The organism is Cyanobium sp. NIVA-CYA 375 (assembly GCF_056108345.1).
In genome coordinates this window covers 1-20725 of record NZ_JBSYHW010000049.1, presented here as the reverse complement: position 1 = coordinate 20725, position 20725 = coordinate 1, and the positions used below count along the sequence as shown (strand labels likewise).

Here is a 20725-nt window from a genome sequence, read left to right as displayed (position 1 = left end):
TCGACGCATTAGTCATGTCCTCAAGCCCCCGGATGTACTGATCAGAGGGGTGACAACTTTCCTGAAACTGGGGGGGGCGGCCAAGCAACTCCACCCCAGCTTCAGCAACCAGCTCGGTGAGGGCAGGGTCGTTGTGCACAGGCGGTGAAATCACCCGATAACGCACCCGGGCCTCGCCGCCATGGCCGCGGCAGAGGGCCTGCACCGTGTCTTCAATCCAGCCCGGCAGCTGGGCGTGCACGTCGGTGTCTAGGCAGCGCACCGTGCCCAGCAGTCGCACGTGGTCGGCGATCACATTGAAAGCCTTGCCGCCCTCGATGCGCCCAAAACTCACCACCACCGGGTGCAGGGCATCAAGGCGGCGGCTGATCGCCTCCTGCAGACCACTCACCACCCGCGCCGCAATCCAAATGGCGTCGGTGCTCTGGTGGGGCCGGGCGCCGTGGCCGCCCTCGCCCAGCACCTCCACCTCCAGCTCACCGGCCGCCGCCGTCAGGCTGCCGCTGCGCACACCGATCGTGCCCGCCGCCAGGCTGGGAAACACGTGCACACCAAACAGGGCTGCCACGCCGTCCATGGCGCCATCGGCCTTCATCCAGGCCGCCCCCTGGGCCGTTTCCTCAGCGGGCTGAAACAACAGCCGCACCCGGGCCGTGAGCAGCTCGGGGTGGCGCTCGGCAAGCTCCGCCAGCAGGTAGGCCACCCCCAGTCCCACGGCAGAGTGCAGGTCGTGGCCGCAGGCATGCATCAGGCCCTGCTGGGTGGAGGCGTAGTCGAGGCCGGTGCGCTCCTCCACCGGCAGGGCATCCATATCCACCCGCAGGGCCACCAGGGGGGCGGGCAAGCCATCAGGCCCCTGCTCTGGCCCCAGCTCCGCCAGCACGCCGGTGCGACCGACACCTTCACGCACCTGCCAACCCCAGCGCCGCAGCTCACCTGCCACCAGGGCAGCGGTCTGCTGCTCATGGCCACTGAGCTCGGGGTGGCGATGGATATGACGCCGCAACTGGATCAGCTCCGGCAGCACCTCGGCCAGGGCCTGCTCAAGCCCCAGGGCCTGCCAATTCAAGCTGCAGGGTGTTGCCGTCATTCGAGGGCCATCGTTCAGGGGGCCAAAGCGAGGAATTGCGCCAAAGCTTCTACCGGCTCGGGGGGCCAGCGCCGCGTCGAAAGCAACCATTCTTGCTGCCGGTAGCGGGGATCGAGGCCGGAGGCGGCGGCCCAGTTGCTTTCGGCCTCACCGCGAGCCCCCTTCTGCCAGAGCAGCGCCGTGAGACCAGCGCGGGCATCGGCAAACAGGGGATAGCGGCGAATCAGGTTGCGCAGCTGCCGCTCGGCCTCGGCGCGATCGCCCAGCTGGAAAGCCGCCAGGGCAGCACTGGAGCGGGCCATGGCGAAGCCTGGCCTAGCCAGGGAAGCGGCCTCAAAGCAACTTCGCGCTTCCTGCCAGTCGCCCAAGGAGCCCTGTACGTTGCCGAGGTTGTAGAGGGCCGAGGCGCGCGGTTCACCCGCGTCCTGCGGGGCGCGCTCCAGGATCCAGCGGTAGTCGGCTTCGGCGGCAGCCCACTGGCCCAAGGCCTCCTCGGCTGTGCCGCGATTGAGGTGGGGGTCGGGGCTCTCGCCGTCGAGCTGCATCGCCTTGGTCTGGTCAGCGATGGCAGCTCGGGGATCGCCCAGGGCCAGCTGCACATTGCCGCGATTGCTCCAGGCCGCCGCATCGTCCGGGGCCACCTCCAGCACCTGGTTCCAGAGAGGTAGAGCCTCATCAAAGCGCCCCTGCCGGCTAGCGCTGAGGGCCTGATCAAACAGCTGGGGCAGCAGCAGCTGCAAACCCAGCAGCAAGGAAAATAACGTTGGAATCATGGTTGGCTGCTGGTCATGCGGCCGCCTTAGCCGGCCAGCCCAGGTGGTTGCGGCCCGCCGAAGTAACCAGCCGGCCCCGGGGGGTGCGCTGCAGAAAACCCAGCTGCAACAGGTAGGGCTCCACCACCGCTTCGAGGGTGGCGGAATCTTCGCCGAGGCCAGCGGCCAGGGTGTCGAGGCCCACGGGGCCGCCGCCGTAGCCCTCGAGCATCAAGGTGAGCAAGCGCCGGTCGCTGGCATCGAGGCCCCGGTCGTCAACGCGATGCAGGCTGAGGGCCTCGGCCACCAGGGGGGCGCCGATGCGGCCATGGCCCCGCACCGAAGCCACATCGCGCACCCGACGCAGCAGGCGATTGGCGATGCGGGGGGTGCCGCGACAGCGGCGGGCAACTTCCAGGGCGGCCCCACCATCCAGCTTGATCTTCAGCAGGCCAGCCGCCCGCTCCACAATTTGCTGAAGTTCATCGAGCCCGTAAAACTCAAGCCGCTGAATCAGGCCGAAGCGATCCCGCAGCGGCGAGCTCAGCGATCCGGCCCTGGTGGTGGCGCCAACAAGGGTGAAAGGTGGCAGATCCAGGCTGCGGGTGCGGGCCGTCGTGCCCTTACCCACGGTGAGATCGAGGCGGTAATCCTCCATCGCTGGATAAAGAATTTCCTCGGCCACCCGGTTGAGCCGATGAATCTCGTCGATGAACAGCAGCTCATGGGGCTGCAGGTTGACCAGCAGGCCAACGATGTCGCGGGGGCGCTCTAGGGCCGGGGCGCTGGTAATGCGGCAGCGCACACCTAACTCCTCAGCCAACACCAAAGCCATGGTGGTTTTGCCCAAGCCCGGTGGGCCGTAGAGCAGCACGTGGTCTAGGGCCTCCTGGCGGGCACGGGTGGCTTCCACCGCAATGGCCAGCACCTGCTTGAGCTCGCTCTGGCCGATGTAATCGGCCAGACGCTTGGGGCGGAGACTGTCTTCCCGGTGCAGGCCACTGGCCGCGGCGGGGACCTCCTCGAGCACGGGAGCAGGGTCCACAAGGCGCGCTGGTGGCTCGTCGCGGCTGGGGCGGCCGCGGGGCGCCGAGGATCCCGAGGAGACGATGGCCATGCAGCGAGGGTACTGGGGGCTCCCTAGGGTCGGTAGATCAAGGGGACGGTTGCGGAGCAGCAATGGCCAAGGGCGGGGGCAAGAAGAGCGCTAAGGCCCAACGCGATGCCGCCAACAAGCTGCTGGCCGACAACCGCTTTGCGCGGCATCAATACGAAATTCTGGAAACCCTGGAGTGTGGCCTGGAGCTATTTGGCACCGAGGTGAAGTCGATCCGGGCCGGGCAGTCAAACCTGCGCGATGGCTTCTGCCTGATTCGCAAGGGGGAGCTGCAGCTGCACAACGTGCACATTTCGCCCCACAGCCATGCCAGCGCGTTTTTCAACCATGAGCCGTTGCGGGTGCGCAAATTGCTGGCCCACCGCCGCGAAATTGACAAAATGCGGATTGCCTTAGATCAAAAAGGCCTCACCCTGATCCCCCTGAACCTGCACCTCAAGGGCTCCTGGATCAAGCTGACAATCGGTTTGGCCAAGGGCCGCAAGCTGCACGACAAGCGTCACGAGGAGCGGCGCAAGCAGGACATCAAGGACGCCAAGGCCGCAATCGCCCGGCTCTGATTCCGGGGCCGGGCGCCCAACACCCCAACCACCCCGGCTGGAGTCAATTCACTGCGGGTGGCACTGGCGGCTGGGGCACTGACGGCGGCGGATCGGCGGCAGGCTGGGCGGGCCCGGGCGCGACCGGAGCCTGGGGAGGCTCTAGCTCAGCCGCCGGCGCCTGCGATGAGGGCTCGGGGACGGCCACCGGCGGCGCCTCGACTGGGGGCGGATCGGCGCGCAGCGACAGGGTAATCAGGGCCGGCGCCACGCCCTCGTTGGTCACCAGCAGCTGCACTGGGGAGTTCACCTGGACCCCCAAATTGACAACCCGCAGGGGACCCTTGGCTTCCAGCAGCTCGCCATCGGCACCAAACACACTCATCTGCATCAGGGGCGAGCCGTTCACGCCCAGCACTAGGCGATAGCCCGGCGGCAACCGCACCGGGAACAGCCGGGCACCACCAGCTTCCACCTGGGCTGAAATCACCTGGGTTGCCTGGGCCTGGGCCTGGATTGCCTCGATCTGCACGTTGGCCAGGCCCTGCTCCGCCGCGGCAAACCACAGCTGGCGAAAGGGCTCGGCTGGGATGTCAGCACCGGGGCGGCCGGGCAGCAGGCTCTGGGCACTGCCCGACACCAGCTGGCGCAACACAGCTGAACTGAGGCCCTGGCTCACAAGGGCCTGCTGACGCCTTTCCCAGTCCCCATTTGTATAGGAGCCCAAGCGGCGGCGAATCTCGAGGGGAAGTTGCTCCACCCGAGCTAGCCACTCCTCAGCGAGCTCATTCCAAACCTTGCGCAGGGGAGCATCGTCAAGGGAATCGCTGGGCAGGCGGCCGCCCCGCTCCGGGAACTGAGCCAGCAGACTGGCATCCACCAACTTCAGGAACCAGCCCCGATCCACCTGCATGGCTCGCAGCCGGTTGAGCAGCTGTTGGCGCTGGTCCACCTCCGCCGGCGGCAAGCTATTAGGCAACTGCAGGGCCGCATCGGGGCTGGGCAGGGTCAAGCGGCCGCGGCTCAGCCACCACCAGCCCAGGGCGGTGCCCACAACGGCCGACAGCACCAAGGCAATCACCACCGGCCAGACGCCACCTTCAGCAGCCTCCTCCCGCTCCTCCAGACGGCTACGCAGGGCGGGCGCCGGAGGCTGTGGGGGCAGCTGGACCGGCTCTGGAGCGGCTTCGGCAGGAGCTTCAGGTGCTGCAGGTGCAGGCGGTGGTGCTGGCGCTCGCGCTGGAGGTGGGGGGGGCACCAGGGCGACGGTGCGATCGGCGCGGGGCACCGGACCGGTGCTCTCCGGCATGGGTATGGCCTGGAAGGCAGCCAGGGCCTGGGAAGCAGAAGCGAAGCGCTCGCCGGGCTGGCGCTCCAGCAGGCGAGCGATTTGAGCCTGCAAGGCCGGTTCAGTACTGAGGGCCGCTGGCCAGCGCCAGGCCATGGTGACCGGATCCAGTAGCCGGGCAGGCTCCTCGCCGCTGAGTAGCACCAGGGCCAGTACTCCGAGGGCATGCAGGTCCATCCAGGGCTCGGGATCGGCGACGCGAACCCGCTCGGGCGGGGCATAGCCCGGCGTGGCCGCGGCCGTGCCTGCCACCAGGCCGAAATCGAGCAGCACCGGCAGGCCGTCGCTGTCGCGGCGCAACAGGTTGGCGGGGCTGAGGTCGCCGTGCACCAGCTCCTGGCTATGCAACACGGCCAGCACCGGCAGAAGCTGGCGCAGCAGCAGCAGCACCTCGCCGGCACCAAACACAAACTGGCGCTCGGCACGGGCCTGCAGCAGCAGTTGGTAGGTGCGGCCGGCCTGCCATTCGCGCACCAACCACAAACCCTCCTCGGCCTGGATGGCCGCCCCGAGCCGGGGCACCTGGGGATGCAGCAGCCCCTGCAGCCGGCCCCAGAGCTGGCGCGCAAGAACCGGATCGATGGCTGGGCCCAGCAGTCGAAGGGCCATCGGCGCCTCGGCGGCTAGCTGATCGCTAGCCCGCCAAAGTTCGCCCTGGGGAGCCTCTCCCGGCGGGGCGGAGCTGAGGCGTTGCTCAAGCCGGTAGCGCTCGCCGATCAACTGACCCACCTGCACCTCCATCAGCCCACCCCCAGCAAGGGGCGCAGGGGTTGGTGTAGCCCCTTGCCCGCTAGCCACTCGGCGTCATAGAGCCGCGATCGGTAGCGATCACCGCTGTCGCACAACACGGTCACGATCGTGTGGCCAGGACCAAGCCGCCGGGCCGTTTCCACCGCCGCGGCCACATTGATTCCCACTGAGCCGCCCAAAAACAAGCCCTCCTGCCACAGCAGCTGATAGATCGTCTCGAGCGCGGTCTGGTCGTCGATGCGCACGGCATCATCGATAGGAGCACCTTCCAGGTTGGCGGTAACGCGGCTGTTGCCAATTCCCTCGGTGATCGAACTTCCCTCACTGACCAGCTCACCCCGGCTGGCCCAGCTGTGCAGGGCACTGCCGTGGGGATCGGCCAGCACGCAGCGCACGGCTGGGTTTTGCTGCTTCAAGTACAGGGCAACTCCGGCGTAGGTGCCGCCGGTGCCGGTGGCCGCCACCCAGGCATCCACCGCCCCGCTGGTTTGCTGCCAGATCTCCGGACCGGTGGAGTTGAAATGGGCGCGGCGGTTGGCCAGGTTGTCGAACTGGTTGGCCCACACGGCCCCGGGCGTTTCGGCGGCGATGCGGCCCGAAAGCCGCACGTAGTTGTTGGGGTCGCGGTAAGGCACCGCCGGCACCGTGCGCACCTCGGCGCCGAGGCTGCGCAGCAGGCCGATCTTCTCGGCCGACTGGGTGTCGGGGATCACGATCAGGGGGCGGTAGCCGCGGGCGTTGCAGAGGTGGGTGAGGCCGATGCCGGTGTTGCCGGCGGTGCCCTCCACGACCGTGCCTCCAGGCTGCAGCAGCCCTTGCTCCTCCGCCTCCAGCAAAATGCCCAAGGCAGCCCGGTCCTTGACTGATCCGCCGGGATTCATGAACTCGGCCTTGCCGAGGATCTCGCAGCCCGTTTGCTCGCTCAGGGCGTTGAGCCGGATCAGGGGCGTGTTGCCAACGGCGCCCACGAACCCTGAAGTGATGCCGGCCATATCCGCGTGCGATGCGTGGCGGGATCGTAGGCAAGGTCCCTAAGGTCAGGCCTGAATTAGCCCCAGATTGGCGGCAGCGGCATGGGGCAGGAGCTGAAGGCGCGCTACGCGCAGGTGCGCCAACGCAGCCTCGAGCTGGTGGCTCCCCTGCAGCCCGAAGACGTCTGTCTGCAGGGCATGGCCGATGCCAGCCCGCCCAAGTGGCACCTGGGCCACACCACCTGGTTTTTTGAGCAGTTTGTGCTGCGTAGCCCAGTGTCGCCAGACGCCTGGGGCTTTCTTTTCAACAGCTATTACGACTCAGTAGGAGCCCGCCACCCCCGGCCCCAGCGGGGCCTGCTCAGCCGGCCCTCCCTGGCCGAGGTACGGGCCTGGCGGCAACGGCTGGATGGGGCCCTGCTCAGCCTGTTGGAGCAGCTGGAGCCCGGCGATCCCCGGCTGGAACTGGTGGAACTGGGGCTGCAGCACGAGCAGCAGCACCAGGAGCTGCTGCTAATGGACCTGCTGGATGGCTTCAGCCGCAACCCGCTCGAGCCGGCATATGGCCCAGAGCCGGAGGCTGCCTATCAGGCGAGCGTTGCCCAGGAGCCCACCTGGCTGCAGCACGAGGGGGGGCTGGTGGAGATCGGCCATCCAGGTGACTGCTTTCATTTCGACAACGAGGCGCCCAGGCACCGCCAGTGGCTCGAACCCTTTGCGCTCAGCTCCCGTTTGGTGAGCAACGGCGAATATGCAACCTTCATTGCCGATGGCGGCTACAAGCGGCCGGAGCTGTGGATGAGCGAGGGCTGGGCGCTGGCGCAAGCCCGGGGCTGGCAGGGGCCGCGCTACTGGCGTGACAGCGAGGAGTTTTCGCTGGCGGGGCGTCAGCCGCGGCGCCCCGAGCTGCCCGTGCGGCACCTGAGCTGGTTTGAAGCCGATGCCTACGCCCGCTGGGCCGGTGCCCGGCTGCCGGGCGAAGCCGAATGGGAGCTGCTGGCACCCAAACTTGAACAGGCCTTCGGGGTGCTCTGGCAGTGGAGTGCCAGCCCCTACCGGCCCTATCCGGGCTTTGCGCCGGCGGCCGGAGCGGTGGGGGAATACAACGGCAAGTTCATGAGTTCCCAGATGGTGTTGCGAGGCAGCTGCTTCCTCACCCCGCCAGGCCACGAACGGCTCACTTACCGCAACTTCTATCCACCGGCGAGCCGCTGGCTAGCCGCCGGCCTACGCCTAGCCCGCGATGGCGGCTGACATGCAACTGATCGATCTCCACCCCGAACCGGCCGACATGCGGCGGCTGGTTATCGAAGGCATGGCACGGCAACCGCGTCAGCTGCCGGCCTGGCTGCTGTACGACGCCGAAGGCTCACGGCTGTTTGAGGCGATCTGCGAGCAGCCGGAATACGGGCTCACCCGCACCGAAACCGCTCTGCTGGAGGCGCGGGCGCCTGAGCTGGCAATGGCCCTGGGGCCTGGGGTGCTGGTGGAGTTTGGCGCCGGCAATGCCCGCAAGGTGGGCCCCCTGCTCAAGGCGCTGCGGCCACCGGCCTATGTCGCCCTTGACATCAGCGCCGACCATCTCCAGCAAAGCTGCGTGGACCTGCAGGCGCGCCACGCGGCGGTGCCCGTGCTGGGCATCTGCTGCGACTACAGCGCCCTGCGGCAGCTGCCCGAGCACCCCTTGCTCAGCGGCCAGCGGCGGCTGGGCTTCTATCCCGGCAGCTCAATCGGCAACTTCAGCCCCGAGGAAGCCCAGGCGCTGCTGCTGCAGCTGGGCCAGCTGCTGGGCCCCGGCGCCAGGCTGCTGATCGGCACCGACCAGCCCAAAGCCGTGAAGCGGCTGGAGGCCGCCTACAACGATGCCGCCGGCGTGTCGGCCGCCTTCGCCCGCAACCTGCTGGTGCGGCTCAACCGCGACCTGGCGGGCAACTTCGACCCTGAAGCCTTCGCCTACAGCGCCCGCTGGCAGCCAGAGCACAGCCGCATTGCCATGGCCCTGGTGAGCCGCCAGGCCCAGTCGGTGCAGCTGGGGGGCGAGATCTGGAATTTCGCCGCAGGGGAGCCGCTGATCAGCGAATACAGCGTCAAATACGACCCGGAGTCGTTCACGGCCCTAGCTTGCCGCGCCGGCTGGCAAAGCGCCGGCCGCTGGAGCGATCCAGCCGGCGACCTATCCCTGCATCTGCTGGTGACGGCAGACTCCTAGACAGAGGCAACAAAGTCATGGGTAGAGAGGAGCAACGGACTGCCATGCGCCAGGTGCGGGAGGGCCTGATCGCCGAGCTGGAGGAGCTGTATCGGGGCGCCTTTGATCGCATTGGCAGCCAGGACCTGGGCGAGGGAGCGATCGCCCGGCTCACCCAGCTGCTGCTGCGCTCCCGCGAGGCGGCGATTACGCCGCTGCAACAAGAAATCGAAGCGCCGCTGATCACCACGCCCGCAGGGCAGCCCACCCCATGAGCTGGCTCGACGAACTGGAGGCGCGGCTAGATCAGCAGCTGGCTGCCTTTCTCACCGCCAACCCCAGCCAAGAAGCCCTGCTTGGCGAGCAGGAAGCTCGGGATCGCCAAGCCCGACTGGTGGGGCAGCGGCGTCAGTTGCAAAGGCAGGCGGAACAGGAACGCCAGGCCCTGCTGCAGTTGGCCGCTGAAATCCGGTGCTGGCAGGAGCGGCTAGCCAAGGCCCACTCCGCCGGCGCCACAGCCCTGGCCGAGCGGGCCGAAGCCCACCAACAGGGCCTAATGGAACAGGGCCGGCAACGCTGGCAACGCCTCGGTGAACTGGGGGTGAGCTTCGCGGCCGTGGAGCGCGAACTGGGCGAGCTGGAGAGCCGTCCCTGCCCGCCGCGGGCCTCCAGCCTCGAGCAGGACTGGGCCAGCTTCGAAGCCGAACAGGCCCTAGAGCAGCTGCGGTGGCGCCAAAGCTGAGGGGCTGCTGTCAAAGCTGTATTACCAATTTTGTGTCATTGATTTTGTACAGCTGTACAGAATCCATTTGACCCCAAAATCTGGGAATTCCGTAATCCACGGCCGCCTTGGGCTTTCTGCTGTCCAAATTGCTGCCGCTGTTGCTCTACCCACTGGGCTTGGGCCTGGTGCTGCAACTTGTAGCTCTCGGCGCAGCCCGCCACGGCAGGCGTCATCTTTTCTTGAGTGGCACCGGCATCGGCCTGATCTGGCTGTTCGCCATGCCGCTGATCAGCCGCCAGTTGATCTGGGGCCTGGAGGAGCAGGCAGCGCTGCTCACCCCGCGGCAGCTGCCCCAAGCCGACGCGGTGGTGGTGCTGGGCGGCGGGCTGCGGCCGGCCCTGCCGCCCCGCCAGGGAGTCGAAGTGGCGGAGGGGGGTGACCGGCTGCTGCGCGGCATGCAGCTGGTGCGCCGCGGCTTGGCGCCCCTGCTGGTGACCAGCGGCGGCCGGGTGAGTTTCACCAGCAACGATCCTGCCCCGCCAGAAGCCATCTGGGCCAGGGATCTGGCCATAGAGCTGGGGTTGCCTGCGGATCGAATCCTGCTCAACCCCAGCTCCCGCAACACCGCAGAAGAAGCCCGCGATATCGGCATCCTGGGCAAGCAACGCGGCTGGACGCGGGTGCTGCTGGTGACCAGCGCTTTCCACATGCCCCGCTCCCTGGCCAGCTTTCGCAAACGCAGTGGATTGACGGTGATAGCGGTGCCATGCGACTACCAGCTACCCAGCCGGGCCTACTACGGGCAGTCCAGCCTCGGCAACACACTTCTGGGCCTGATCCCCGATGCAGGGGCGCTCTATCTCAGCAGCGTGGCCCTGAAGGAGCACCTAGGCCTGGCTGTGTATCGCCTGCGCGGCTGGAGCTGATCAGGCCTGTGAGATCAAGCCTTGGGAGCAGGCGGCACCAGGCTGACCCCTTCTGGCGGCGGGGTGGGGTCAGGGTCGGCGATCAGCATGTGCTGCAGCACGATCTCGGGACGTTCACTATCCCGCCAACGAATCCGGTATGCGGGCATCTTGGTGCCACGGCTGGTGGTTTGCTCCACCGGCTCCATCACCCAGCCACGGCGGGAGCGGCCCTGAGGGTTGCGCTTCACCACAGCATCCGCGTGTTTGAAGCGAAAACCAACGCGCTCGCCACTCATGGAATCGCTGACCCCGGATGGGGGAGATTGCCTACCAGAGGGATTATCCCATTGCGCCAGGCCCCGCCTCTAGACGCGCCTCAGGACGCAAGAGGGGGAAGGCGATCACATCGCGAATCGAGGGGCTATCGGTGAGCAGCATTACCAGCCGATCGATGCCGATGCCCAAGCCGCCCGTGGGGGGCATACCCACCTCCAGGGCCTGGATAAAGTCCTCGTCCACGCCCTGGGCCTCGTCGTCGCCGGCAGCACGGCGTTCCTGCTGAGACTCAAGCCGCTGGCGCTGGTCCACCGGATCAATCAACTCGCTGAAGGCGTTGGCGGTTTCACGGCCCACAATGAACAGCTCGAAGCGCTCCACCATGCCGGGCTTGCTGCGGTGGGCCCGGGCCAGGGGTGAATTCTCCACGGGATAGTCGATCACGAAGGTGGGCTGGATCAGGTCCGCCTCCACCCGCTGCTCAAAGGCCTCAACCAACAACCGGCCTACGGAATCAGCCAGGGCCGGCACCTCCAACCCCTGGGCGGCCATCGCCGCGGCCGCTTCCTGGCGGCTTCCAAAGCAATTAAAATCAAGCCCGGTAGCAGCTAGCACCAACTCGTGCATGGTGGCCCGCCGCCAAGGGGGCGCCAGGTCGATGTCGGTGCCCTGATAGCTGATCTGGGTGCTGCCGCACACCTGCTGGCACACGTGAGCGATCAGCTGCTCAGTGAGCACCATCATGTCGGTGTAGTCGGCATAGGCCTGGTATATCTCCACCGAGGTGAACTCGGGGTTGTGACGGGTGCTGATGCCCTCGTTGCGGAAGATGCGCCCCAGCTCATAGACCCGCTCGAAGCCGCCCACCACCAGCCGCTTGAGGTGCAGCTCGGTGGCAATGCGCAGGGTGAGGGGCAGATCCAGGGCGTTGTGGTGCGTTTCAAACGGCCGGGCATCGGCACCACCCGGCACGCTCTGCAACACCGGCGTTTCGATCTCCAGAAACTCGCGCTCATCGAGCCAGCGGCGCATGGAGCTCACCGCCACGGCACGGCGCCGGAAGGTTTCGCGGGTGTGGGGCGACACGATCAAATCGAGATAGCGCTGCCGGTAGCGCTTCTCCACATCCGCCAGGCCGTGCCACTTGTCGGGCAGGGGCTGCAGGCTCTTGCAGAGCATGCTCCAGCCCTTCACCTTCACCGAAAGCTCACCGCGATCGGTGCGGCGCAGACTGCCCTGCACGCCGATCAGGTCGCCCGCATCCACCAGGCTGGTGAGCTGGGCAAAGGCTTCCGGGTTGCCGGGTTGCGCGGCAGCCAGGGTGGCCTTCTCAATAAACAATTGAATTGGTCCGGTTTCATCCGCCAGGGTGAAGAAGGCGAGCTTGCCCATCACCCGGCGAGTCATCACCCGGCCAGCCACGGCCACTTCCATTTCCCGCTCCTCGCCGTTGGCTAGGTCGGCATGGTCCTGCTGCAAAGCCGCCGTACGGTGGCTGGGCTCGAAGCGCAGGGCGTAAGGGCCTTGGCCGAGGGCGGCTAGGGCGGCGGCTTTCTCAAGGCGGGTCTCGCGCAGATCCGACAAGGCAGTCAGGGGGCTGAATCGGCCCATCCTGCAGGAGCGTTAGCCGTTGGTTGCCAGGCTTGCTTCAGCCATCCGCTGGGAGGCGTAGCCGGTGCCACGCACCGTGAGGATCAGCTCCGGATTGCGAGGATCGGGCTCGAGTTTGCCGCGCAGGCGAGCCACATACACATCCACGACCCGCAAGTCGGCGGCGCGGCGGGGGGGATAGCCCCAAAGCTGCTCAAGGATCTCGGCCCGTGGCACCACCCGACCTGGTTCCCGGAACAGCAGCTCCAGCAGGCTGAATTCGGTGTAGGTAAGCCCGATGCGCTCGCTGTCGCGGGTCACCTGACGGCGGTTGGTATCTACGACCAGATCTCCCACCCGCAACACGCCGCTGCCACTGGGCACCTCGCGGGGCTCAGTGGCAGCCGAACCGCGGCCCACCCGGCGCAGGATCGTGGCGATGCGGGCTTCGAGCTCCTTAGGGCTGAAGGGCTTGGGCAAATAATCATCGGCGCCGAGGTCTAGTCCAGACACCCGCTCGGCGATGGCATCAAGGGCCGAAAGGAAAATGATCGGCACGCAGGATTCGGCCCGCAGTCGGCGGCAAACTGCAAAACCGTCCAGTTTTGGCAACATCACGTCGAGCACGACGAGATCTGGCTGCTCTTGGTGAAACAGGCTGAGGGCTTCTTCGCCGTCTTCAGCGCAGATCACCCGGTAGCCAGCCAGTTGCAGGCGCATCACCAGCACCCGGCGAACGGCGGCTTCGTCGTCTACCACCATCACGGTGGCTTTGGGCTCAACCGGCGCAGGCCCCAGGGAGTCGGAGAAGGCATTTGAAACGGGCCTGTCCTCCGCTGGCATGGGCTGGTCGCCGTGATGAAGAATCGCAACCATAACGCTCGGCGTCCCCTTGGGTCACCCCCAACGGGCTTGGGAGTAGCGGTTCCATTCGTCGGCCGCAGCAGCCAGGGCCGCATCACTGTCCAACTGGCCGAGCATGGCGCGCTGCAGCTGGGTGTACACAATCGCCTGCAGCCGCTTCACCCCCGGGCTCGCCGGCACCAGCACCCTGGCCTGGCGAAGGGTCTGGGCCGACAGCAACCGGGCCCGCTGCACCAAACCCTCCTGCGCCCCAGCTCCAGACGCAGCAGCCAGGCTGGACTCAAGCTGCTGCAGGGCTTGCCGGTTTGAGGGCAGCACCCGCGCCTGCTCGGCGAAGGCCAACTGGTTGGGGCCATTGGTGAGAAACAGGGCAAAGCGAGCCGCCTCGTCCGCCATAACGCTCTGCTTGGGCACCACGAGATTCATCACCGCCACGTTGGCCTCAGCGCTGGCGCCCGTGAGCGGCGCAAAGGGCGCCGTAACCGCTGCAATGCCAGGAGCATTGGTCTGCAAGTTGCGCAGGAAGTCGGGACCCGTAGCCACCTGGGCCAAGTCGCCCGCTTGGTAGAGCTCAATGGCTCGCCGATAGCCCTGGCTCACCACCTCTCGCGGCAGCAGGCCACGGCGGTAGAGATCACTCCAAAAGGCGAAGGCCCGCCGACCCGCAGGGCTGTTGAAGGCCGCCCGTTGCTCCCCATCCAGCAACTTCACCCCCATCTGCACCAGGGTTTCCAACAGCTCGGCTGAGTCGTCGGGCACCACGGTGACAAACAAGGCGTAGCGACCGGTGCGGCGGCGCACCGCCTCCGCAAAGGCCGGCACCTGATCCCAGGCGCTCGGGGGGGAGCTGTAGCCGGCGCGCTCCAGCAGCCGGCGGTTGGCCATGGTGATCCTGGCGGTCAAATACCAAGGGATGGCGAACTGCTCCGCGCCTTGGCGGCCTGCCTCCCAGATCGCCGGCAGGTAGGCGTCCGCCGCGCCGGCGGGCAGCACGGCGGTGAGATCTCGCAGCCCCCCCTTGCTGGCCAGGTTGGCCGCGAAGGGGGGGTTGAGATTCACCAGGTCCGGGGCGGTGCGGGCAAACACCGCCGCCAGCAACTTGCGCTCCACCGAGCTCCAGGGCACATCGGTCCAGCGCACCTCCAGGCCGGGGTTCTGGCCCTCCCAGGCTGCGACCAGCTCCCGCAAATAGCCGTTGAACTTGGGGGCCAGGTCCAGGGTCCAGAAATTCAGCACCTTGGTCGCTGCGGAGTTGGCCCCCAGATCAGAGTTGCCACAGCTGCCCAGCCCTGCTGCCAGCAGGGCAGCAGCGGAGCCGCCGCCAAGAAGCTCAAGAAAACGCCGCCGGCTCTGGATCGATGCCATTGGCTCAGCCTCGCCCGCCCTGGGTCTGCTGGCGCCAGAGCAGCAGCTGCAGGGAGCAAAGCAGCGGTGCCAACAGCGCCGTGAGCAGGGTTTGAGCCAGCCAGGTTTGCAATGCGGGCTCAATGGGCCACGGGTCTAGCAGCCGGCTCTGCAGGATCAGGCTCCCGCCAAGCAGGGCCGTGCCCAAGAGAGCGAGCAAACCAAGACTAAAACTGCGCTCGATCGGCGGCCCCTGGCGGCCCAGCCGACCCCACCACCAGCCCAGCAGGGCCAGGGCTGGGATCTGCGTGATCGGCCCGGGATGCAAAGCATCAAGCAGCAGCCCCAGCCCAACTCCGGCCAGGGCACCGGAAAGGGGCCCATCGGCCAGGGCCCAGGGCAGCAGCCACAGCACCGACCAAGCAGGGGGAATGCCAGCCAGCTTCAGCGGCGCGGGCGCAGCCAGTACCAGCCAGGGCACTACCAAGGCCGTAGCCACACACCAACCATGGCGGGCTAGCCGACTCATGGCAGCCGCACCTGCACCCAGTCGACCGCCTCAACCGGGGCACTCAGCTGCACCACGGCCTCGGTGGCCGGCACGGCCCGGTCATCGACCGACTGGATCACCCCCACCGTGAGGTTGGGAGGCACCAGGGTGCTGGCGGGGGAGGTGACGACCACATCCCCCGGGCGCACGCCCGGATCCTTCTCCAGAAAGCGCAGCAAGGGGCGGCTGGTGCCGATGCCCGTAAGCAGGCCATGGCGCTGAACCCGTCCCACCCAGACGCCGACGCGGCTGCCGGGATCGGTGAGCAGGGTGACGCTGGCGGTAGTGGGAGTAACGCTGGCCACCCGGCCAATCAAACCCCCCGGCGCAGTCACCGCCATGCCGGGCCGCAGGCCCTGCAGCTCGCCGCGGCCAATCACCAGCTGCTGCCACCATCCCCCTGCCTGGCGCGAGATCACCGCTGCCGCCAATTCGCGGCCACCGCTGGCCTGCAGCCCTAGCAAGCTGCGCAACCGGCGGTTGTCGGCATCCAGCTGGCGCAAGCGGGTTTGGTCATTAAGACCCTGAGCACTACGCACCCACTCACCCTGAGCACTACCGGGCCAGAAGGGCCGGCTTAGCAGGGCATAGGCATCGGTGAAACCCGCCCCTTTGCTCAGCCGCACTGCCAGTAGCAGCAGCACCAGCAGGACCCAGGGCCAGGCCTGAACCAATGCGCCCAGGGCGGGAAGGCGAAGCCAGCGGCCGGCCTGCATCGGGATCAGGCGTTCTGACGCACAAAGTCAGGGGTGTCGAGCACACGCTCCAACCGCTTGTAGTCCTCCAGCACCATGCCGCAACCGTTCACCACACACAGCAGGGGATCTTCGGCCACGTGGGTGAGGATGCCGGTCTCGTGGCTGATCAGGTCGGTGATGCCACGCACCTGGGCACCGCCGCCGGCCAGCATGATGCCGCGATCGACGATGTCGGCGGCCAGCTCGGGCGGGGTGCGCTCCAGGGTGCGCTTCACCGCTTCCACGATCACGTTGAGGGGTTCGGCCATAGCTTCGCGGATGTCGCCAGCACGCACATTGATGGTGCGGGGCAGGCCGGAGAGCAGATGTAGACCGCGCACGTCCATCGAGGTGTTGTCGTGGGCGTCGTCTGGAAAAGCGGAGCCGATGCGGATTTTGATGTCTTCGGCGGTGCGCTCTCCCACCACCAGGTTGTGCACCTTCTTGAGGTAAATGCCGATGGCGTCGCTGAGTTCATCGCCGGCCACCCGCACCGACTCACTAAGCACGGTGCCGCCCAAGCTGAGCACCGCCACTTCGGTGGTGCCACCACCGATATCGACAATCATTGTGCCAACAGGTTCGGTGACGGGCAGGCCCGCGCCGATGGCGGCCGCCACGGGCTCATCGATCAGATGCACTTCGCGAGCACCGGCCAAGCCGGCCTCCCGCACTGCGCGGCGCTCGACGCCGGTGACGCCGCTGGGGATGCCAATCACCAACCGTGGCGCCAAGATGCCACGCCCTTCATTAACTTTGCGGATGAAAGTTTTGATCATCTGTTCGGCCGCATCGAAATCGGCGATCACGCCATCGCGCAGGGGCCGCACAGCGCGGATGTGGCCGGGGGTTCGTCCCAGCATCATCTTGGCCTCATTACCCACGGCCAAGGGCACCCCCCGCTCCAGATCGATGGCCACCACAGAGGGCTCCTGCAGCACGATGCCTTTGCCCGACACGAAAATCAGGGTGTTGGCGGTGCCCAAATCAATACCGATATCCCGCGAAAACTGAAAACGACGGAAAAACACGGACGCCCGGCCTGCAAGGCCGAATCATACGAGGGTGTTACAGACTGCTCTAACGGTGGAACTGATGAAAGGTGGCAGCCCAACCGGGTGCCGCATCATTGATCCATCAGCAACAGGAGAAATCAACCATGGGCGTGAATTCCATCACCCTTGTCGGCCGGGCCGGCCGCGACCCCGAAGTCCGCTATTTCGAATCAGGCACCGTGGTGGCCAACCTCACCCTCGCCGTCAACCGCCGCAGCCGCGACGACGAGCCCGACTGGTTCAACTTGGAAATCTGGGGCAAACAAGCCCAAGTAGCCGCCGACTATGTCCGCAAAGGTGCCTTGGTGGGCATCATCGGCAGCTTCAAGCTCGACCGCTGGACCGACCGGGCCAGCGGTGAGGAGCGCACCAAGCCCGTGATCCGGGTCGACCGGCTGGAGCTGCTCGGCTCCAAGCGCGACACCGACGGTGGCATGGGAGGTGGCTTTGGTGGTGGCGCCCCGAGCGAGGAGGAAGTGCCCTTCTGAGCGGGCTCTGACTCAGTGGGAATCGCGGCGCTTCTTCCATAAGCGCAACCCCAGCCAGACAGCGCCTGCGGCGAGAGCCAACACCAGAACCAGCTTCACCGCCTTAGCAACCGGCTCGATCCAATTCTCCACGTTGGTATAGCCCTCGCCGAGGGCTAGCCCCGCCAAGGTGAGCAACAAGGTCCAAATCAGGCTGCCGGCCGTGGTCCAGAGCAGGAATGGCGCGATCGGCATCATCTCGATGCCCGCAGGCACGGATATCAAGGTGCGGATGCCAGGCACCAACCTGCCCCAAAACACCAGGGCGGTGCCGTATCTGGCAAACCAGTCGCGACTGCGGTGCAACTCCTTAGGGCTGATGCCAATCCAGCGGCCGTGGCGCGCCAGCCATTGCTCCAGGCGCTGCTCATTGATCAGCCGACCGATGCCATACCAAGGCAAAGCTCCCAGCACCGTGCCGAGCAGCCCCGCCAAAACCACCGGCAGCAGGGCCAGTTGGCCCTGCTGCACATAAAAGCCCCCGAGGGGCATGATCAATTCGGAGGGAATCGGGGGGATGAGGTTCTCGAGGAACATCGCCGCAAAGATCGCTCCATATCCGAGCCAGGGATTGGCCTCCACTGCCGCACCGATCAGCTGAGGCAGCTGCTGCACCAATTCGCCAATCCCCATCTAACTCTTCTCAGTAGCGGTAGTGGTCGAGCTTGTAGGGCCCGGCTACCGGCACGTTGATGTAATCGGCCTGCTCCTGCGAGAGCTCGGTGAGCTTGGCGCCGATCTTGTCTAGGTGGAGACGGGCAACCATCTCATCGAGATGCTTGGGCAGCACATACACCTGCTTGTCGTACTGCGCACCCTTGGTAAACAGCTCAATTTGAGCTAACACCTGATTGGTGAAGGATGCACTCATCACGAAGCTGGGGTGGCCTGTGGCACAACCAAGATTCACCAAACGGCCCTCAGCAAGCAGGATGATCTTGTTACCACTTGGCAGCACAATGTGATCAACCTGCGGCTTGATGTTGTCCCAGGTGTACTGCTTAAGCGAAACCACATCGATCTCATTGTCGAAGTGACCGATATTACAAACAATCGACTGATCCTTCATCTGGATCAGGTGCTCGTGGCGGATTACCTTGAAATTGCCCGTGGCAGTCACGAAGATGTCGACATCAGCGACAACATCGTCAAGACGAACGACGCGATAGCCCTCCATCGCAGCCTGCAGAGCGCAGATAGGGTCAACTTCGGCAATCATCACCGTGGCTCCAAGACCACGCAGCGACTGGGCTGAGCCTTTACCCACGTCGCCATAGCCGAGCACCAGAGCCACCTTGCCAGCCACCATCACATCAGTGGCACGCTTGATGCTGTCCACAAGCGATTCGCGGCAACCGTAAAGGTTGTCAAACTTGCTCTTGGTGACCGAATCGTTAACGTTGATCGCTGGGAAGGGCAGCTCGCCGCTCTTCTGCATTTGATAAAGACGGGCCACCCCGGTGGTGGTCTCCTCGGTTACGCCCTGAATTTCAGCGTAAATGCGGGAGTAGAAGCCCGGCTGGGCGGCCAGCTTCTGGCGAATGCTGTTAAAGAGAGCGGTTTCCTCTTCGTTGGAAGGGTTATCGAGAACTGAGAGATCGCTCTCAGCCTTGGTACCCAGCACCACGAGTCCAGTGGCATCGCCACCGTCATCGAGAATCATGTTGGGTGTGCTGCCATCGCTCCACTCGAGGATGCGGTGGGTGAAGGCCCAATACTCATCAAGAGTTTCGCCCTTGTAGGCGAACACCGGAACATTGGCAGCTGCAATCGCGGCAGCGGCGTGATCCTGAGTAGAAAAGATGTTGCAGCTGGCCCAGCGAACCTCGGCGCCTAGGGCTACCAGGGTTTCGATCAGAACCGCCGTCTGAATCGTCATGTGCAGGGAACCCGCAATACGGGCGCCCTTGAGGGGCTGCTCAGCGCCAAACTTGGAGCGCAGGGCCATCAGGCCAGGCATCTCGGTTTCGGCGATCGCGATCTCCTTACGGCCAAAATCGGCTAGGCCGAGATCGGCGATCACATATGTGTTAGTGCTCTGGAGCGTGGGCGCAGAGGCCACTGAGACAGGTGAAGCCACCATGGATTTGTTTGGGGTACTGCTCGCTCCCGGCTGGGAGGGCGTGATTTGGAAATATCTGCGGAGACGCCGAGGCTTCGGGCTCGCTTGCAAGGCAATCTACTAGGAGCTGCTCAATACCTGTGATGCAACTCCTGTAATGCAATACCTATGACGCACCACTTGGCCGATGCCGCCGCCACCAGTGACTTCGGGCGGCAGCTGGCGGCGCGCCTGCCCGCTGGCAGCATCCTGCTGCTGGAAGGCGACCTGGGGGCCGGCAAAACCTGCCTGGTGCAGGGCCTGGCCGCCGGCCTGGGTATTAACGAGCCAATCACCAGTCCCACCTTTGCTCTGGCGCAGCACTACCCGCTCCTTAAGAGCGGAGCCGGAGTTGGTGGTCTGGTGCACCTCGACCTTTACCGGCTGGGCCTGCCCGCCGCCGCCGACGAACTGTTTGCCCAGGAGGAAGAGGAAGCCCGAGCCCTAGGCGCCCTGCTGGCAGTGGAATGGCCCGAGCGACTCAGCGCCCCACCGGCCGGCTGCTGGCAGATCCAGCTCAGCCTGAGCGATCCCTGCAACCCAGACGCTGGACGCCAAATCAAGGTGCGTTCGCCGAGCTGATCAACCGGCCAACCGAGGGAAGCTTGCTGCTTTTGAATTAGCTAAGTCTTGGCTTAGTCTGCTGCCGCGAATGAAGTGCTCGCCCCGAGCAATGCGGCAATGATCTGGGCGTTGGCCGCCGGGAAGGGATATTCGCCCAGCTGTTCAGGCCTCACCCAGCGCACCTGCTGGGAAGCCAGCGGCTGGGGCTCGCCGCTCAACCAGGTGCACAGATGCACCACAAAGCTCAACCTCTTGTGGCTGTAAGCGTGTTCGAGCCTGATCAGCTCCTCGCCCACCTTCACCTCGATCGCCAACTCCTCCTCCAGCTCACGGCGAATCGTTTCAACAATCGACTCGCCCGGCTCCTGCTTGCCGCCAGGGAATTCCCACAGACCGCCCAGCAAACCCTCATCAAGCCGCTGATCGATCAGCACCTCACCGGCGCCGTTGCGCACCACCCCCAGGCCAATCACCTGAAACGGCTGCTTACTACTCAACCGGCTACGTAGGCCTCAACCGCATCACTGATACGGCGCAGGCCGGCCAGGCCATCGCGCTCCAGATTGCGCACCCGATCACGGCTGATGCCCAAGATGCGGCCAATGCCGGTGAGGCTCATCGGCTCACCCGCATCGGGGTTGTCGGCGCAAGGGATGCCATAGCGCATCTTCAGCACCCGACCCTGCAGCTCCGGCAGCTGCTCCAGCAGTGCGCGCAGGTCTCCTTTCAG

General features: G+C 65.9%; 23 protein-coding genes and 1 pseudogene. 8 read left to right on the top strand and 16 right to left on the bottom strand.

What is annotated here, in order from left to right; translation table 11 throughout:
• From AC01FP_RS12075 to ruvB, 3 genes are all read right to left on the bottom strand, one after another.
• A partial coding sequence (locus AC01FP_RS12075) for an amidohydrolase (RefSeq protein WP_474480506.1) occupies nucleotides 1-1090 on the bottom strand: 1090 nt, incomplete at its 3' end.
• Between the two features lie 14 nt (nucleotides 1091-1104).
• Entirely contained in the window at nucleotides 1105-1863 is a 759-nt protein-coding gene (locus AC01FP_RS12070; protein ID WP_474480504.1) for a tetratricopeptide repeat protein, read from the bottom strand.
• A gap of 13 nt (nucleotides 1864-1876) precedes the next feature.
• On the bottom strand, nucleotides 1877-2959 hold the full coding sequence (gene ruvB / locus AC01FP_RS12065) for a Holliday junction branch migration DNA helicase RuvB (RefSeq protein WP_474480502.1): 1083 nt from the start codon (nucleotides 2957-2959) through the stop codon (nucleotides 1877-1879).
• Between the two features lie 62 nt (nucleotides 2960-3021).
• Here ruvB and smpB point away from each other — a divergent pair, with 62 nt between their 5' ends.
• Nucleotides 3022-3519 (top strand): SsrA-binding protein SmpB, encoded by a 498-nt coding sequence (smpB, locus tag AC01FP_RS12060; protein WP_322764378.1) that lies wholly within the window; start codon nucleotides 3022-3024, stop codon nucleotides 3517-3519.
• 43 nt (nucleotides 3520-3562) lie between these two features.
• Here smpB and AC01FP_RS12055 read toward each other — a convergent pair whose 3' ends face one another.
• Both AC01FP_RS12055 and AC01FP_RS12050 read right to left on the bottom strand, forming a co-directional pair.
• Nucleotides 3563-5587, bottom strand: coding sequence for a protein kinase domain-containing protein (locus AC01FP_RS12055; protein WP_474480500.1), 2025 nt, complete (start codon nucleotides 5585-5587; stop codon nucleotides 3563-3565).
• Nucleotides 5587-6588 carry a cysteine synthase A gene (locus AC01FP_RS12050; protein WP_474480498.1) on the bottom strand — a complete coding sequence of 334 codons (1002 nt, stop codon included), beginning with the start codon at nucleotides 6586-6588 and terminating at the stop codon, nucleotides 5587-5589. The genes AC01FP_RS12055 and AC01FP_RS12050 overlap by 1 nt, the downstream gene beginning before the upstream one ends.
• A gap of 81 nt (nucleotides 6589-6669) precedes the next feature.
• On the opposite strand from AC01FP_RS12050, the gene egtB reads away from it, so the two are divergent.
• From egtB to AC01FP_RS12025, 5 genes are all read left to right on the top strand, one after another.
• Complete coding sequence (gene egtB, locus AC01FP_RS12045; protein WP_474480496.1) at nucleotides 6670-7821, top strand: ergothioneine biosynthesis protein EgtB; 1152 nt, start codon at nucleotides 6670-6672, stop codon at nucleotides 7819-7821.
• Between the two features lies 1 nt (nucleotide 7822).
• Nucleotides 7823-8776, top strand: coding sequence for an L-histidine N(alpha)-methyltransferase (gene egtD / locus AC01FP_RS12040; protein WP_474480495.1), 954 nt, complete (start codon nucleotides 7823-7825; stop codon nucleotides 8774-8776).
• Nucleotides 8777-8793: 17 nt separating this feature from the next.
• The gene (locus tag AC01FP_RS12035; RefSeq protein ID WP_474480493.1) at nucleotides 8794-9030 is read left to right on the top strand and encodes a hercynine metabolism small protein; all 237 of its coding nucleotides are present in this window, start codon (nucleotides 8794-8796) and stop codon (nucleotides 9028-9030) included.
• Entirely contained in the window at nucleotides 9027-9497 is a 471-nt protein-coding gene (locus tag AC01FP_RS12030) for a hercynine metabolism protein (RefSeq protein WP_474480492.1), read from the top strand. Before AC01FP_RS12035 ends, AC01FP_RS12030 begins: the two co-directional genes overlap by 4 nt.
• A 107-nt stretch (nucleotides 9498-9604) precedes the next feature.
• Nucleotides 9605-10405 carry a YdcF family protein gene (locus tag AC01FP_RS12025; RefSeq protein WP_474480490.1) on the top strand — a complete coding sequence of 267 codons (801 nt, stop codon included), beginning with the start codon at nucleotides 9605-9607 and terminating at the stop codon, nucleotides 10403-10405.
• A 14-nt stretch (nucleotides 10406-10419) separates the two neighbouring features.
• Here the strand turns inward: AC01FP_RS12025 and AC01FP_RS12020 are convergent, their stop codons facing one another.
• Genes AC01FP_RS12020 through AC01FP_RS11990 form a run of 7 tightly spaced genes read right to left on the bottom strand, consistent with a single transcriptional unit; the run spans nucleotide 10420 to nucleotide 16779 of the window.
• Nucleotides 10420-10683: a hypothetical protein gene (locus AC01FP_RS12020; RefSeq protein WP_190388593.1), complete on the bottom strand. Its 264-nt coding sequence runs from the start codon at nucleotides 10681-10683 to the stop codon at nucleotides 10420-10422.
• 43 nt (nucleotides 10684-10726) lie between these two features.
• Complete coding sequence (lysS, locus tag AC01FP_RS12015; RefSeq protein ID WP_474480488.1) at nucleotides 10727-12247, bottom strand: lysine--tRNA ligase; 1521 nt, start codon at nucleotides 12245-12247, stop codon at nucleotides 10727-10729.
• Nucleotides 12248-12286: 39 nt separating this feature from the next.
• Nucleotides 12287-13096, bottom strand: coding sequence for a response regulator transcription factor RpaB (gene rpaB, locus AC01FP_RS12010; RefSeq protein WP_474480487.1), 810 nt, complete (start codon nucleotides 13094-13096; stop codon nucleotides 12287-12289).
• 54 nt (nucleotides 13097-13150) lie between these two features.
• Nucleotides 13151-14482 carry an ABC transporter substrate-binding protein gene (locus AC01FP_RS12005; protein ID WP_474480485.1) on the bottom strand — a complete coding sequence of 444 codons (1332 nt, stop codon included), beginning with the start codon at nucleotides 14480-14482 and terminating at the stop codon, nucleotides 13151-13153.
• A 4-nt stretch (nucleotides 14483-14486) separates the two neighbouring features.
• The gene (locus AC01FP_RS12000; RefSeq protein ID WP_474480484.1) at nucleotides 14487-14990 is read right to left on the bottom strand and encodes a rod shape-determining protein MreD; all 504 of its coding nucleotides are present in this window, start codon (nucleotides 14988-14990) and stop codon (nucleotides 14487-14489) included.
• Nucleotides 14987-15727, bottom strand: a complete 741-nt coding sequence (gene mreC / locus AC01FP_RS11995; RefSeq protein ID WP_474480482.1) for a rod shape-determining protein MreC — start codon at nucleotides 15725-15727, stop codon at nucleotides 14987-14989. The genes AC01FP_RS12000 and mreC overlap by 4 nt, the downstream gene beginning before the upstream one ends.
• 5 nt (nucleotides 15728-15732) lie before the next feature.
• Nucleotides 15733-16779, bottom strand: a complete 1047-nt coding sequence (locus AC01FP_RS11990) for a rod shape-determining protein (protein ID WP_474480481.1) — start codon at nucleotides 16777-16779, stop codon at nucleotides 15733-15735.
• A gap of 128 nt (nucleotides 16780-16907) precedes the next feature.
• On the opposite strand from AC01FP_RS11990, the gene AC01FP_RS11985 reads away from it, so the two are divergent.
• The gene (locus tag AC01FP_RS11985; protein ID WP_474480480.1) at nucleotides 16908-17291 is read left to right on the top strand and encodes a single-stranded DNA-binding protein; all 384 of its coding nucleotides are present in this window, start codon (nucleotides 16908-16910) and stop codon (nucleotides 17289-17291) included.
• Nucleotides 17292-17303: 12 nt separating this feature from the next.
• On the opposite strand, the gene AC01FP_RS11980 is transcribed toward AC01FP_RS11985, so the two are convergent.
• Nucleotides 17304-17963, bottom strand: coding sequence for a DedA family protein (locus AC01FP_RS11980; protein WP_474480478.1), 660 nt, complete (start codon nucleotides 17961-17963; stop codon nucleotides 17304-17306).
• 10 nt (nucleotides 17964-17973) lie between these two features.
• Entirely contained in the window at nucleotides 17974-19413 is a 1440-nt protein-coding gene (gene ahcY, locus AC01FP_RS11975; protein WP_474480476.1) for an adenosylhomocysteinase, read from the bottom strand.
• A gap of 147 nt (nucleotides 19414-19560) precedes the next feature.
• Between ahcY and tsaE the strand changes: the two genes are divergently transcribed.
• Nucleotides 19561-20013, top strand: coding sequence for a tRNA (adenosine(37)-N6)-threonylcarbamoyltransferase complex ATPase subunit type 1 TsaE (gene tsaE / locus AC01FP_RS11970; RefSeq protein ID WP_474480474.1), 453 nt, complete (start codon nucleotides 19561-19563; stop codon nucleotides 20011-20013).
• Between the two features lie 53 nt (nucleotides 20014-20066).
• Here tsaE and mutT read toward each other — a convergent pair.
• Together mutT and AC01FP_RS11960 are read right to left on the bottom strand one after the other, a co-directional pair.
• Nucleotides 20067-20477 (bottom strand): annotated as a pseudogene (mutT, locus tag AC01FP_RS11965) (8-oxo-dGTP diphosphatase MutT); the annotation flags it as partial.
• 11 nt (nucleotides 20478-20488) lie between these two features.
• Nucleotides 20489-20725 (bottom strand): sigma factor-like helix-turn-helix DNA-binding protein (locus AC01FP_RS11960; RefSeq protein ID WP_474480472.1); only part of this gene is annotated, 237 nt, incomplete at its 5' end.